Raw genomic sequence first — 14289 nt, 5'->3', positions numbered from 1 at the left:
GATTGAACGGCGCCAGGCAAGGGCCTGCTGGGTCGGGAGCACCCGTGAAAACGTTATCGAGCGGTTTTCTCAGCAACTCACTGATTGGGCTGGACCGCTCAGCGTTGGTCGCTGTGACGGTTCTTGCGCTAGCCGTGCGATTTCACGGAATCACGCTGCCTGCCATCTGGTATGACGAAGCTTTCAGCGTACTGCTTGCCAGACATGAGCCGTGGCAGATCTGGTCTATTACGGCGCGAGATGTTCACCCGCCTCTTTATTACCTTGTGCTGCACTATTGGATGATTCTGTTTGGCGATGGAGCCTTGGCCGTAAGGTCGCTTAGTGTGATAGCAGACGTGGGTACGGTCTTGCTGAGCATCAAGTTGATGAGTCTGGTTGCCACGCGAAGAGCTACCTGGATGGCTGCGTTGCTATTGGCGTTGCTGCCGATCTCGGTCCGTTACAGCCAGGAAGCGCGCATGTACACCTTGCTCGGGTTTTGGCTGATGGGGGCAACCGTCGCATTGGTGTGCTGGGTTAAAGATCCGGAAAAAAAGCGTTTCCCGATTATCTATGTGCTGTTGATGACGGCCGCTTTCTATACTCACTACTTTGCTGCGCTGTGCGTGCTCGTTCATTGGTTTTATTGGTGGTGGGGACGTCCGGGGAAATACCAAACCGTGCTACCTGTGCGGTCCTGGATGTTGGTCAATGGTCTCATCGTGATGCTATTCCTGCCTTGGCTACCTCATTTCACCGATCAGCTATATGCCAGGTATGTGCTCAATTGGATACCGCCCATCACAATGCAGGCGTTGCTGAGTCTCGTTTGGCAGTTCATTTTGATGAACGGGTGGCAGGCGCAATCGTTGCTTGTGTGTGCGCTACCTTTGATAGGAGTTGCATTATGTGCGGCAATGTTGGTTTGGAACGATAAGGCCCAGCTTCGTTTCAGCGGCTTATTGGCTGGCTATTTTTTTATCCCTACTGTCATTCTTGCGCTGGTGGCACTAGTTATTCCGATGTTTGTTCCTCGCTATCTGGTATTTGCGGCGGTTGGAATGCCTTTCGTCGTCGCTGTAGCGCTGGATAGATTGGCACGACGACCTGAGGTTTTGGTTTTGGCCGGAATGATTGTGCTGGCAGCGGAAGTACTGGGTTTGCAATCGGTACATAGACAAGAGGATGGCTTGAATGGTACCGATTTGCGGAGGGATTTCAGGCTCGATGTACTGGCCGCTAAACTCCAGGAAGCCGTTCGACCAGGCGACGAAATCGTGCTGGAGTCTTTGATCTGGTACTTGCCATTCAGTTATTACAATCAGACCGGCATACGACCGAAGCTTTACATTCGCTTACCTCCCAGCACTGCTCTAGAAGTTTTTGACCGTAGTGGCTATGCCCTGATTTCTGAGGGTTCCAGGTGGGTTTATTTCAACAATCCTCAGGTACTTAAATGTCATGGAAACAGGGTCTGGTGGGTGGCGGCGAAATCTTTATCTGACATCAGGCCGCTATTGGAAAAAGATTGGGAAAACACCCTTACTCTTAGGGATGGGGCGATGGTTGCTTCCCTGTTTACCCTTAAAACGACACCAGCCCCAGATGAGGCTGGCAATCCAGTGACCATTACGCAGCCACCACCTCCCGCGGCTCAAAACTGTCCGCCCGCGCCATCTGCCACATCCGCGAATAAAATGCCCCATTGACCTCTCCGGTCAGCAATTCCCCCGGCTTCAAGAAGACGTGTAGTTGGGAGAACAACTTCACCTCAGTGGCCGACATACGCCGTACCAGGTGCTTGGGCTGCAACTGTGACGGATGCTCAAGCCCGGCGGCGGCGAGCATTTCGGCCAGGGCCTTGAGGGTGTTGCGGTGGAAGTTGTAGACCCGCTGGGCTTTATCCGGGACGACCAGGGCGCGCTGGCGCAGGGTGTCCTGGGTGGCGACGCCGGTGGGGCATTTGTTGGTGTGGCAGCTTTGCGACTGGATGCAGCCGATGGCGAACATGAAGCCACGCGCGGCGTTGGCCCAGTCGGCACCGATGGCCAGGACGCTGGCGATGTCGAAGGCGCTGACGATCTTGCCGCTGGCGCCGAGCTTGATCTTGTCCCGCAGGTTCAGGCCCACCAGGGTGTTGTGCACGAACAAAAGGCCCTCGCGCAACGGCACACCGATGTGGTCGGTGAATTCCACTGGCGCCGCGCCCGTGCCGCCTTCCTTGCCGTCCACCACGATGAAGTCGGGCAGGATCCCGGTTTCCAGCATGGCCTTGGCGATACCCATGAACTCCCAGGGGTGACCCAGGCAGAACTTGAAGCCCACCGGTTTGCCGCCGGACAGTTCGCGCAGTTGCTGGACGAATTGCATCAGTTCGATCGGGGTGGAAAACGCGCTGTGACGTGACGGCGAAACACAATCCTCGCCCATGAGGATGCCTCGGGTCTCGGCGATTTCCCGGGTGACCTTGTGCTTGGGCAAGATCCCGCCATGGCCGGGTTTGGCGCCCTGGCTCATCTTGATTTCAATCATCCGCACCTGCGGGTTCTGCGCCTGGGCGGCGAAGCGCTCCGGGTCGAAGCGTCCGTCGGGGGTGCGACAGCCGAAATAACCGCTGCCCAGTTCCCAGGTCAGGTCGCCACCGTGTTCGCGGTGGTAGGGGCTGATGCTGCCTTCACCGGTGTCGTGGGCGAAATTGCCGAGCTTGGCCCCCTGGTTCAACGCCCGGATGGCGTTGGCGCTAAGGGAACCGAAGCTCATGGCCGAGATGTTGAACACCGACGCCGAGTACGGCTGGGTGCATTGCGGGCCGCCGACCGCCACGCGAAAACCGCTGGGATCGCTCAACGGTGCCGGGCGCATGGAATGGCCGATGAATTCGAAGCCGGTCTGGTAGACGTCGATCAAGGTGCCGAACGGCTTGTCGGCGCTTTCGTTCTTGGCCCGGGAATACACCAGCGAGCGCTGGGCCCGGGAGAAGGGCAGGGCATCGCTGTCGGATTCGAGCAGGTACTGGCGGATCTCCGGGCGGATGCCTTCGACCAGGTAGCGGATGTTGCCCAGGATCGGGTAGTTGCGCCGTACGGCATGGCGGCTTTGCAGCAAGTCGAACAACCCCAGCAGGCTCAACAGCCCGGTCACCAGCGTGATCGGCCAAAGCCAGTCGTGTTGCAGGAACGGCAGGCTGGCGAGGGTGAAGATGATACAGCCGGCAAAGAAGGCGTAACGACTCAGCAGAGACAGGCTCATACGGTTTCCTTGGGAGGGAGGGTAGCGCAGGCATTCTGCGCCGGCGACGAAACGGCGGGCAACCCTGTGGCGAGGGGATTGTTGTGGGAGCAAGGGTATGTGGGATTAAAGCTGTGGCATTAAAGCTGTGGGAGCAAAGCTTGCTCGCGATACAGGCGCCTCGGTTTCTGCAATACCGAGTCGTCCCCATCGCGGGCAAGCCTTGCTCCCACAGATTCACAGATTCACAGAGGCGTTGCTCAGCTCGCTTGCTTCATCTGCCGCACCGGCAATTCCACGCGGAAGGTGGTGCCGACGCCGACTTCGCTGCGTACCGTGATCTCGCCGTTGTGTTTTTTCACGATGCCGTAGGACAACGACAGCCCGAGCCCTGTGCCCTGGCCGATGGGTTTGGTGGTGAAGAACGGGTCGAAGATTTTCTGCAGGGTATCGGGGGGGATGCCCGAGCCGTTGTCGGCGACTTCGATCCATACGGTTTCATCACCGACGCCGTTGCGCAGGGTGATGGTGCCGCGCTCGGGGCCGATGGCCTGGGCGGCGTTGACGATCAGGTTCATGATCACCTGGTTGATCTGCGACGGCAGGCATTCCACCTCCGGCAACGGCGTGTACTCCTTGACCACGTCGGCCTTGTACTTGATTTCATTGGCGACGATGTTCAATGTCGAATCCATGCCCTGCTGCAAATTGGCCATCTGCCATTCCTGGCTGGAATCGACGCGAGAGAAGTCCTTCAGGTCCTTGACGATTTGTCCGACGCGGCCGATGCCATCCTTGGACTCCTTGATCAGCAACGGGATGTCCTCGACGAGAAAGTCCAGCTCCACCTGTTCGCGCAGCTTGCGCAATTGCACCACCAGCTCCGGCGAGGCGATGGCCCCCTCGGCGCTGCCGTAGGCGCTGAGCATTTCCTGGAGTTTGCCGAAGTAGCCGTCCAATGCCCCCAGGTTGGAAGAAATGAAGCCGATCGGGTTGTTGATTTCGTGGGCCACCCCAGCCGCCAACTGGCCCAGCGAGGCGAGCTTTTCCGATTGCACCAGTTGGGTTTCCAACATCTTGCGTTCGTCGATTTCCATTTGCAGCAGCTCGCTGGCCTGTTTGAACGCCTGGGTGCGTTGTTCCACCAGGTCTTCGAGCTTGTTCATTTTCAGTTGCGCACGGGAGGTCATTTCCCATTTGGTGGTCAGGGTGTTGGCCATCTGCTGGACTTCGATGTTGTCGAACGGCTTTTTCAGGATCAGCAAACGGTCGTGGCCGTTCAGGCGGTCGAGCAGTTCATCCCAGGAATAATCCGAATACGCGGTGCAGACCACCACTTGCAACTGCGGGTCGCGCTTCCAGAGTTCTTCGATGGTCTTGGCGCCATCCCAACCTTCGGGCATGCGCATGTCGACAAAGGCCAGGGCATAAGGTCGCCCTTTTGCCGTTGCCTCCAGCAATTTGTTCAAGCCTTCCTGCCCGCCATAGGCCGAGTCGAGTTCGAACACGGTGGCGGCAGGTTTTGGCGCATCGCCGAACAGCGCGCTTTCCATGTCCAGCAAGTCAGCGTTGCTGTCATCCTCCGGGGTGAGGATCTTGCGGAAATCTTCATGAATGGCGGGTGTATCGTCGATCAACAGGATGCGGCGGTTACTCATGCTATTCATGGCTCACCTTCTGCAAGTTTCAGGGGCAGTTGCAGTTGGAACGTCGCCCCCCTGCCTGGCCCCTCACTGTGGGCGGTGAGGCGGCCTTCCATTTCAATGGCCGCCAATGCGCAGCTGTGCAGGCCAAAGCCGTGGCCTTCCTTACGCGTGGTAAAACCGTGGGCGAAGATGCGCGTCATGTTTTCCTCCGGGATACCTTCGCCTTCGTCCTTGACGCTGATTTGCAGGGTCTGGCCATCGATGACGGCGGCCTTCAGGGTCATGTTACGCGCATGATTGGAAACCCCCGCCATGGCGTATTTGGCATTACTGATCAGGTTGATCAGGATCAACAGCAAGCGGTGCTTGTCGCCCATGATCCGCGGCACTTCGCCGTATTCCTTGATCACCGTAACATGGTGACGGGTCAGGGCGCCCGAGTTCATGCGCAGGGCATCTTCAAGCAGCTCGCTGACCACCAAGGGTTCCAGCAGGCTGTTGGCCCCGGCATAGGATTGCTGGGTGGAGACGATGTCCTTGATGTGGTCCACGCTCTTGCTCAACTGGGCCAGTTCGTCGGTCAGGCCCTGTTGCTCGAGCGCGATGGCCTCGACCAGTTGGTTGAGGTAACCGGGCAGCAGCTTGCCTTTGGCGTCTTCGGTGAGAAAGTGCCCGAGGTCATCGGCGTGTTCGTTGATCAGTTGCATCGCCTTGCCCAGCCCCTGGGCCTTGCTGCTGCGCAGTTTGCGGCTGACCAGGTCGGCGGAGATGTTCACGCTGTTGAGCACGTTACCGACGTTGTGCAGCACGTTGGTCGCGATTTCCGCCATGCCGGCCTGGCGGGCAGTGTCCATCAATTCGCTCTGGGTGTCCTTGAGCTGGCGGGTCCGTTCTTCAACCCGCTGTTCCAGTTCATCGTTGGCGCTTTGCAGGGCGTTGTTGACCCTTTTGATCTCGGCGAAGCTGCGTACCAGCCGGATCGCCAGCCAGATCAGTATCAATACCAGGAACGTGGCGAATACCAGCAGGTAGATGTGGTTACGTTCGTATTTGGCCGCGGCTTTGCTCTGGTCTTTCTCCAACAGGTCGGTAATGGTGTCCAGGTGCCTGGCCACGGGGATCGCTTCGATGGCCTGTAACAACTCATTGACCCGCGGTTGTTCGCGCAGGATCAGCGCGATGTGCCTGCTCAGAATGTCAACGGGGCCTTGAAGCCCCTGGGGCATGCGCTCCTTGTTGACGTCCAGCCGGTTCAGGCCCAGCAGCACCTCGGCGGCTACCTCGCTGGTGCTCAGTTGGGCGAACTCCATGCTGCTGAGCAACAGGTCATAGGTGTCGATGGCGACGTTTTGCAGCTGCAGCCGCTCGGTGTCAGCCAGCCGGGCGAATTGGGACTGGATGTCGTCTTCGGCGGCGGGCAGGAAGGCCATGGAGTTGCGCAGCACCGCGTTGTGGGACTTGAACTGTTCCACCAGCCGGGTTTTTTCCTTGATCGCCTTGAGGTACTCGTCGCGCTGGGCTTCCCAGAGCGACGGTTTGTGGCGCCCGGGCTCCGATTCGATGGCGTCGAGACGCTGCCACAGGCGCGACATTTCGTGCAGGGGCGAGACCAGGGGATCGTAGTTGTGGGTCAGGGCGATCCGCGACTTGAGCACCTCGTTGTCCCAAATGGCGTCTTGCTGTTTGAGCAGGCGGATCAGATCCCGGGACTCAATGTACGAGGCGGCCTGCTGGGCCCCCGAATTGACGTACATGAACAGCAGGACCGAAGCCAGTAGCAGACCGATGAATGCAAGACCGAGGCGACGGAGAGTGGTCATAGAGGCTTGCCCTCCGATTCGCCGGTCAGGGTCTTGAGGAACTCGACGATCAGGGTCGTATCGTTTTTCAGAGGCTCGCGGCCCAGTTGGTACTTGAACATGACCTCCACCGCGCGTTCCAGGGTCGGTGCCGACGCGTCATGGAAATACGGGGCGGTGACGGCCACGTTGCGCAGGCTGGGCACCTTGAAGACCTGGCGGTCGGCTTCGTCGCCGGTAATGTTGTAGCGTCCTTCGTCGGCTCGGGTGGGGTTGCCCCGGTCCTTGATGTAGTCGCCCATGACCCCGAACTTCTGGAACATGTTGCCGCCGATGTTCACGCCTTGGTGGCAGGCGATGCAGCCGTACTCCTTGAAGCGCTGGTAACCGAACTTTTCCCGGGGCGTGAGGATGTCGGTATTGCCCAGCAGGTATTGGTCGAAGCGCGAATTGGGTGTCTGCAAGGTGCGCTCGTAATCGGCCAGTGCGCCCTGGATATTAGGCTTGGTCACGCCATCGGGGTACGCGTCCTTGAAGTCCTTGGCATAGCCGGGGTCATCGGCGATGCGCTTGACGACCGATTCCCAGGTGCTGCCCATTTCCACCGGGCTGGTCACGACCGCGTTGACCTGTTCTTCCAACGTGTCGACGCGGCCATCCCAGAACTGGTGGAAGTTCAGGCCGGCATTGAACACGGTGGGCGTGTTGACCTCCACCGGCTTGCCATCGAAGCCTAAGGAAAACGGCTTGTCGTCGGCGCCGCCTCTGTCCAGGCGATGGCAACTGGCGCAGGACAGGGTGTTGTTGACCGACAGCCGCGGGTCATTGAACAGCCGTAGCCCCAGTTGGACGTGCTTGGGGTCCAGGGCCGGAGCCGGTGGCAGGGGTTTGAGGGGTTCGTCCAGTGGCTCGGCGTGAGCGGTCACGCTTGATCCCACGAGCAGGCCGAGAGCCAGAATCAGTCCATGTGACGCCATGGGATGCTTTCCTTGAAACTTTGGTTGATAACACTCAGGTGTTCACGAAAACGGGTTCTGGCGTTTTTCCCACTCGGTCATCCAGTCGGCGAAGGCCTGCGGTTCGACGGCCTTGCTGAAGTAATAACCCTGGACCTCCTCGCATTGGTGCTTCTTGAGAAATTCCAACTGCTCGAGGGTTTCCACACCTTCGGCAATGATGTGCAGGTTCAGGCTCTTGCCCAGGCTGATAATGGTGCTCACCAGCTTGGCGTCGTTGCTGTCGATGCTCAGGTCACCGACGAACGACTGGTCGATCTTCAACACATCCACCGGAAATTTCTGCAGGTAGCTCAGGCTCGAATAGCCGGTGCCGAAGTCGTCGATGGCCAGGCGAATCCCCAGCTGCTTGATGGCCTTGAGGATGGCGACCGTGGTGTCGACGTTCTGCATCAGGACGCTTTCGGTGATCTCCAGTTCCAACTGTGTCGGAGCCAGGCCGGTTTCCTTGAGGGTGCGGGCGATGCCTTCGACGAAGCCGCGCTGGCGAAAGTCGATGGCCGAGACGTTCACCGACAGGTACAGCGGGCGCATGCCCTGGGCTTGCCAGCGGCAGGCCTGCTGGCAGGCTTCCTGCAACACCCATTGGCTCAGCGGAACGATCAGGCCGCTGTCCTCGGCCACTGGAATGAAATCCGAGGGATAGACCAGGCCATGATCCGGTCTGTCCCAGCGTACCAGCGCCTCGACACCGACCACCTTGCCGCTCTTGAGGTCGAGCTTGGGTTGGTAATGCAGCACGAATTCCTTGCGTTGCAGGCCCAGGCGCAGGCCGGATTCGATGGTCTGTTGCTGTCGGGCCCGGCGGTTCATGTCTTCGGTGAAAAACCGGTAGTCGTTGGGGCCGGTTTCCTTGACGTTGCGCATCGCTGTCTCGGCTTTCTTGATCAGCGCCACGGCGTCGAAACCGTCGGTGGGGTACACGCTGATGCCCAGGCTCGCGGTGACGCTCAGGTCATGGCCGTCGATGGGTTGCGGGGAACTGATAGCCGCCAGCAGTTTGTCGGCCACGCCTTTGGTCTGTTGCGGGTCGACGACATCTCCCAGTACCACCACGAACTCATCGGAACCGTAGCGAAACACCGAATCGGATTCACGCACCACGGTCGCCAGTGCCCGGGCCACTCGCTTGAGCATTTCATCGCCCACGGGATGACCCAGCGCGTTATTGATGCGCTTGAAGCGGTCCAGGCCGATGAACATCACCGCTAGTTGCCGGTCGTGCCGGCGGCACTGGGCCATGGCCTGGGTCAGGCGGTCGCCGAGCAACATGCTGTTGGGCAACTCGGTGAGCACGTCGTATTGCAGCAGGTGGGACACCTTGAGCAATTCCTGGACGCGCTCTTCGATCGTGCGTTCCAGGCTGCGCATTTTTCTTGCCGCATCCTGGGCCAACTGCCATTTCCAGGTCATGGCGCTGGCCATCTGGCGGATTTCCAGGGTGTCGAAGGGTTTCTTGAGGATCAGCAACTGATCGTCGAACTCGATCCGTTCGGACATGGTTTCCCAGGAGTAGTCCGAGAACGCCGTGCACAGGGCGATTTGCAGGCGCGGGTCGGCCTCCCACAGCGCCTCGATGGTTTGCAGGCCGTCCCAGCCCGGAGGCATGCGCATGTCGGCGAACACCAGCGCATAGGGCTGGCCTTCGGCCTGGGCGCGCTTGACCAGTTCCAGCGCCTCCTCGCCCTGGTAGGCCGAGTCGATCTGGAATTGCAGCCGGCTGACCTGCGGGGTGCCGAACAGCAGGCTCTCGGTGTCGTCCAGTGAGTCATCGCTGCCGGCGCTGGGGCTGAGGATCTTGCGAAAGTCCTGGTGGATCGCGGGCGTGTCGTCCACCACCAGGATTCGCCGGTTGGCAGGTACCGACATTGGATTCATGGATTGCTCTCCGATAGCTGGCTCGCCGGTCGGGTCCAGTGGTCTGTCGCCGGAATGATGGTGCCGGCCTTGAGCAGTTCGGCGGCCTGGTCGCTGTCGACCACGGTGCTGAAGTAATGCCCTTGGGCCTGCATCTCCCCGCCGCTGGACATCAGCGTGGTGCGTTGCTCCTGGGTCTCGACGCCCTCGGCAATGATCCCGATGCCCACGTCCCGGGCGAAGTTGATGATCGCCCGCAACGTCGTGGCGTTTTCGGGGTCGGCGTTGGCGCTGTCGAGGAAACGCTGGGCAAGCTTGAGGTGATTGACCCGGTAGGTCTTGAGGTAATCGAACGAGGAGTACTCGGTGCCGAAATCATCGATGGCGATCTGCACGCCCAATTCGCAGAGGCGCGGCAGCACGTCGTTGTGGGTCCACTTGGTCTGGGCCAGGGTGGCTTCGGTGACGTCGAAGCGCAGGTCCCAAGGCGCCAGTTCCCAGCGCGCGGTGGTGCGCAGCACGTCGTAGATCAGTTCCGGCCCGGTCTTGAGCTGGGTCAGGGACAGGTCGATGGCGATCACCGGGGGCGCCATGCCCTGGTCGCGCCACTGGCGCATTTGTTGGCAGGCCTGGTCCAGCACCCAGTGCCCCAGGCCAATGATGATCCCGGTTTTCTCGGCGGCGGGCATGAAGACCGCCGGTTCCAGCCAGCCACGTTGGGGATGGTTCCAGCGTACTTGCACGCCCATGCCGAGGATCTTGCCGCTGCCGAGGTCGACTTCCGGCAGGTAGTGCAGGTGCAGTTCGTTGTTTTCAATGGCTTGGCGCAGGTCGTTGGCGAGGGCGACCCGGTCGGTGACTTCCTGGTTAATTTCCTCGTTATGGAAATGGTACTGGTTGCGGCCCTTTTCCTTGGAGCGGTACAGGGCCATGTCGGACTGCGCCATCAGGCTGTCGGCACTCAGGCTCTGCGGGGTGTACAGGGCGATGCCGATGCTCACCGAAATCCGCACGTCGTTGCCGTCCAGGGAATAGGGCGCCACGAGCGTATCGCGGATCTTGCCCGCCAGCGCGGCGCAATGGGTCGCTTCATGGACGTCCAGTTGCAGGATGGCGAACTCGTCGCCCCCCAGGCGTGCCACCACGTCGTTTTCCCGGGTGCAGCCCTTGATCCGCTTGGCAACTTCCTGCAACAACAGGTCGCCGATGGGGTGACCCAGGGTGTCGTTGATCCGTTTGAAGTGGTCCAGGTCCAGGTAGAACATCGCAAACGGCGCCGCACCCCGACGAGCGGCGGCGAAGGCCTGGTGCAGGCGCTCGATCATGGTGGCGCGGTTGGCCAGTCCGGTCAGGCCGTCGGTGCGGGCCAGCAGGGCGATTTTCTCTTCGGCCAGCTTGCGCTCGGTAATGTCGAGGATGATGCCTTCTATTTCCAGCAACAGGCCTTGCTCGTTGCGCACCGGGATGTAGCGGTTTTCTACCCAGCGGTACGTGTCGTCGCCGGTGCGCATGCGGAACTCGATGGACGCCCCTGCGGTGTCGCGGTCCAGGACACGGACCATGGCCTCATGGACCTTCTCCTGGTCGTCGGGGTGGATCAGGGTTTGCGCCCAGTCCGGAGAATTGGTCAGTTGCGCTGCGGAATGGCCGAACTTGGTGATGTTGTGGGAGATGTACATCAATGCGAACGGCGGCTCGCCCCGCAGGCGATAGAGAATGGTCGGGCTGTTCTGCACGATGATGTTGGCGTCGGCCAGTTCGCGAGTGCGTTCCTCGACCGCGCGCTCGAGCATGTCCATTTTCAGCGCCGCGTCTTCGGTCATCTGCCATTTGACAGTCAAGGTGCTGGCCATCTGGCGGATCTCGATGGCGTCGAAGGGTTTTTTCAGGATGAGCAGGCGATCGCCCAGTTCAAGGCGATCGGCGATGTCTTCCCAGGAATAATCCGAGTAAGCGGTGCACAGGGCCACCTGCAGCTTGGGATCGGCGCGCCACAGCCGTTCGATGGTTTCCAGGCCGTCCCAGCCCGGCGGCATGCGCATGTCGATGAACGCCATGGCGAAGGGTTGCCCCTGGGCCAGTGCCGTTTCGACCTTGTTCAAGGCTTCCATGCCCTGGAATGCCGAATCGAGCACGAAACTCATGCAGGAAACCGCCACAGGCGAGCCGAACAGGGCTTGTTCGGCGCTGCTCAGGCTGTCCTGGGTGTTCGCCTCGGGGCTGAGGATCTTGCGAAAATCCTCATGGATAGTCGGCGTGTCGTCGACGATCAGGATTCGCCGATTGGTTTTATCCAACGGCAGGCTCATGGCCGTGCACCGTTTTGATGCTGACTATAGAACCCTGGAAACATCTGATATCCCTTTCGCTGGCATGAGTATTCGGCCTGTACTTGGCCCTTCATGGGATACAGCATAGTCGCCTCATCGGGATACGCTCGGTCAGTGATGGCAAATGTGTCTAAATGTTCTCAATCTACTAGCCTGTATTTCGGGGGTAAGGTAGAACGGTTGTCGTGAATAGGAGGGGGTTTCAAATGGAAGATCAATCGCCGGATGTTCCGGTAAGAAAGCCAGCGGTGCTGTTGGTCGATGACGAAGAGTCGATCCTCAATAGCCTGCGTCGGTTATTGCGCAGCCAGCCGTACGAGATCCTGCTGGCCGACAGTGGCGCCAAGGCCCTGGAAATTCTCAAGGAGCGGCCGGTCGACCTGGTGATGACCGATGCGCGCATGCCGAACATGGATGGCGCCACATTGCTGGCCGAGATCCGCAAGCTGTACCCATCGACCTTGCGCATCCTGCTCACCGGTTATGCCGATGTGGATATGATGACCAAGGCCATCAACGAGGGGCAGCTCTATCGCTACCTCAGCAAGCCCTGGAACGATGAGGAACTGGTGCAGGCCTTGCGCCAGGCCCTGTCCCACCAGCATTCCGAAAGCGAGCGCCAGCGCCTCGAAGCGCTGAACCGCGAGCAGAACCAGCAACTCAAGACTCTTAACGCCACCCTGGAAAAACGCGTGGCGTCGCGCACCTCCGAGCTGCAGCAGACCGCCGACATGCTCGATTTGGCCTATGACGAGCTCAAGCGCAGTTATGTGACCAGCACCGAAGTGTTTTCGCTGATCGCCAACCTGCGCCTGCCCAAGGCCAAGCAGACCAACCGGCAGATCATCGAGTTGATCAGGGTCTATAGCCGGCTGCATTTCCTCGATGAGTCCACCGACCGCGACCTGACCATGGCCGCGGCGCTCTACAACATCGGCAAGCTGAGCTGGACCGACAACATGATGGTCACGCCCGCCGACTTGCTGCACCACAACGAACTGGATCTCTATCGGGCCTATCCGAAGCAGAGTGAGTCGCTGCTGATGACCCTGGACCCGATGAAGGACGCGGCGCGGATCATTCGCCATCACCAGGAGCGTTGGGACGGCAGCGGCTTCCCCGAGCACCTCAGGGGCGAGGCCATTCCGTTCGGTGCGCGGCTGTTGAAACTGGCGGTGGACTTCATCGAGCTGCAGCGCGGGTTGATCCTGGAGCGGCAGATGAACAGCGACGAAGCGCTGGTCTACATTCGCAAGTACGCTGGCAAGCTGTATGACCCGGATATGATCGAGGATTTCATCAAGGCGTGTGCCGAATACCTGGAAGACGTGACCCTGTCGGACCCGACGGTACAAGTCTCCACCACGCGCGAGTTGACCGCGGGGATGATCCTGGCGCGCAACCTCAATGCCGACAACGGTATGTTGCTGCTCAACGCCGGCAAAATCCTGAGCGGGCCGTTGATCGAAAAACTCATTGCCTTCGAATCGATGGAGGGTGCGCGGTACAGCGTGTTCGTCAAGATCCCCGAAGAGCAGGCCGACCCTGCGGCGCCGAAGCCGATTTTGGGGTGACTGGGGTCTGGGTTGGATTGGATTGGGTTGGGTACATATCCGTTGCTGCGGTAACGGCGGCTTAGGGTTCCGCCCTGACGGCGGGTCACTTTCGAAAAGCGCGAAAGTAACCAAAGCGCTCCTGCCCCACCACTCGGTGCCTCGCCTAGGCTCGGCATGCCCTCACTCCGGCATTGCTCCGTGGGCCCGCCGCGAAGGGCCATCCATGGCCCAGCGCGGCTATCCCGGCATCCATGCCGGGATGCCCACTCCACAATGCCTGCGTTCGGCCATCGTGGTTAACGGGGCGCCCGAGATCAAGATCAAGATCAAGATCAAAAGCGAGGCGGCCTGACAGCCGACCTGGCTCTCCTGGTCGTACACCTGTCAGATCTGTGGGAGCAAAGCTTGCTCGCGAGGCGGCCTAGTAGCCGACCTGGCTCTCCTGGTCGTACACCTGTCAGATCTGTGGGAGCAAAGCTTGCTCGCGAGGCGGCCTAGTAGCCGACCTGGCTCTCTTGGTCGTACACCTGTCAGATCTGTGGGAGCAAAGCTTGCTCGCGAGGCGGCCTGACAGCCGACCTGATTCTTCCGGTCGTACCCCCGATCCCATTGTGGGAGCTTGCTCGCGATGGCGGCCTGACAGCCGACCAGGATTGTGGGAATGGTCGGACAATCCTCCGGGTTGCAGCAGATTTTTCCGACGAACTCTGGCGGTTGCCGGGTGGGAAGGGCTGTCGCTAGTCTTTTCCCGTCGCTGCAAATTCAGCGGCCGGGCTTGGAAATCCGATAAGTAGACGGCGCGAAAGCGCCCTTCATGACGTATGCTTGCGGTCGTTTTTTGACCATGCTTTCGTTATGGCAGCTGTGCGCGGGAG

General features: G+C 60.0%; 9 protein-coding genes. 3 read left to right on the top strand and 6 right to left on the bottom strand.

The window, feature by feature from the left end; genetic code table 11:
- Positions 1-44: 44 nt before the first annotated feature.
- A complete protein-coding gene (locus tag F7R20_RS09485) occupies positions 45-1691 on the top strand; it encodes a glycosyltransferase family 39 protein (RefSeq protein ID WP_042956447.1) in 1647 nt (548 codons plus the stop codon).
- Here the strand turns inward: F7R20_RS09485 and F7R20_RS09480 are convergent.
- The 6 genes from F7R20_RS09480 to F7R20_RS09450 all read right to left on the bottom strand — a co-directional run bounded on the left by F7R20_RS09480 (position 1612) and on the right by F7R20_RS09450 (position 11837).
- On the bottom strand, positions 1612-3231 hold the full coding sequence (locus tag F7R20_RS09480; RefSeq protein WP_003205194.1) for an FMN-binding glutamate synthase family protein: 1620 nt from the start codon (positions 3229-3231) through the stop codon (positions 1612-1614). The two genes, F7R20_RS09485 and F7R20_RS09480, sit on opposite strands and share 80 nt — an antisense overlap.
- A gap of 239 nt (positions 3232-3470) precedes the next feature.
- Entirely contained in the window at positions 3471-4877 is a 1407-nt protein-coding gene (locus F7R20_RS09470) for an ATP-binding protein (RefSeq protein WP_003205192.1), read from the bottom strand.
- Entirely contained in the window at positions 4874-6676 is a 1803-nt protein-coding gene (locus F7R20_RS09465) for a DAHL domain-containing protein (RefSeq protein ID WP_003205190.1), read from the bottom strand. The genes F7R20_RS09470 and F7R20_RS09465 overlap by 4 nt, the downstream gene beginning before the upstream one ends.
- Positions 6673-7632, bottom strand: coding sequence for a cytochrome-c peroxidase (locus tag F7R20_RS09460; RefSeq protein WP_003205189.1), 960 nt, complete (start codon positions 7630-7632; stop codon positions 6673-6675). Before F7R20_RS09460 ends, F7R20_RS09465 begins: the two co-directional genes overlap by 4 nt.
- Before the next feature lie 42 nt (positions 7633-7674).
- A complete protein-coding gene (locus F7R20_RS09455; RefSeq protein ID WP_003205186.1) occupies positions 7675-9549 on the bottom strand; it encodes a putative bifunctional diguanylate cyclase/phosphodiesterase in 1875 nt (624 codons plus the stop codon).
- Entirely contained in the window at positions 9546-11837 is a 2292-nt protein-coding gene (locus F7R20_RS09450) for a GGDEF/EAL domain-containing response regulator (RefSeq protein ID WP_003205183.1), read from the bottom strand. Before F7R20_RS09450 ends, F7R20_RS09455 begins: the two co-directional genes overlap by 4 nt.
- Positions 11838-12064: 227 nt before the next feature.
- On the opposite strand from F7R20_RS09450, the gene F7R20_RS09445 reads away from it, so the two are divergent.
- On the top strand, positions 12065-13432 hold the full coding sequence (locus F7R20_RS09445) for an HD domain-containing phosphohydrolase (protein ID WP_003205181.1): 1368 nt from the start codon (positions 12065-12067) through the stop codon (positions 13430-13432).
- 205 nt (positions 13433-13637) lie between these two features.
- Positions 13638-13766: a hypothetical protein gene (locus tag F7R20_RS32070; RefSeq protein ID WP_003205178.1), complete on the top strand. Its 129-nt coding sequence runs from the start codon at positions 13638-13640 to the stop codon at positions 13764-13766.
- Positions 13767-14289 lie beyond the last annotated feature (523 nt).

The organism is Pseudomonas brassicacearum subsp. brassicacearum (assembly GCF_008801605.1).
Lineage (GTDB): Bacteria > Pseudomonadota > Gammaproteobacteria > Pseudomonadales > Pseudomonadaceae > Aquipseudomonas > Aquipseudomonas brassicacearum.
Note: the sequence above shows the minus strand (reverse complement) of the source record. Positions and strands in the feature narration are given on the sequence as shown.

What these genes read in the sequence shown, in the direction of transcription:
- F7R20_RS09445 (WP_003205181.1), top strand. Translation starts at nt 12,065, where the DNA reads ATGGAAGATCAATCGCCGGATGTTCCGGTAAGAAAGCCAGCGGTGCTG.
- F7R20_RS09455 (WP_003205186.1), bottom strand. Translation starts at nt 9,549, where the DNA reads ATGAATCCAATGTCGGTACCTGCCAACCGGCGAATCCTGGTGGTGGAC.
- F7R20_RS09470 (WP_003205192.1), bottom strand. Translation starts at nt 4,877, where the DNA reads ATGAATAGCATGAGTAACCGCCGCATCCTGTTGATCGACGATACACCC.
- F7R20_RS32070 (WP_003205178.1), top strand. Translation starts at nt 13,638, where the DNA reads ATGGCCCAGCGCGGCTATCCCGGCATCCATGCCGGGATGCCCACTCCA.
- F7R20_RS09465 (WP_003205190.1), bottom strand. Translation starts at nt 6,676, where the DNA reads ATGACCACTCTCCGTCGCCTCGGTCTTGCATTCATCGGTCTGCTACTG.
- F7R20_RS09460 (WP_003205189.1), bottom strand. Translation starts at nt 7,632, where the DNA reads ATGGCGTCACATGGACTGATTCTGGCTCTCGGCCTGCTCGTGGGATCA.
- F7R20_RS09450 (WP_003205183.1), bottom strand. Translation starts at nt 11,837, where the DNA reads ATGAGCCTGCCGTTGGATAAAACCAATCGGCGAATCCTGATCGTCGAC.
- F7R20_RS09480 (WP_003205194.1), bottom strand. Translation starts at nt 3,231, where the DNA reads ATGAGCCTGTCTCTGCTGAGTCGTTACGCCTTCTTTGCCGGCTGTATC.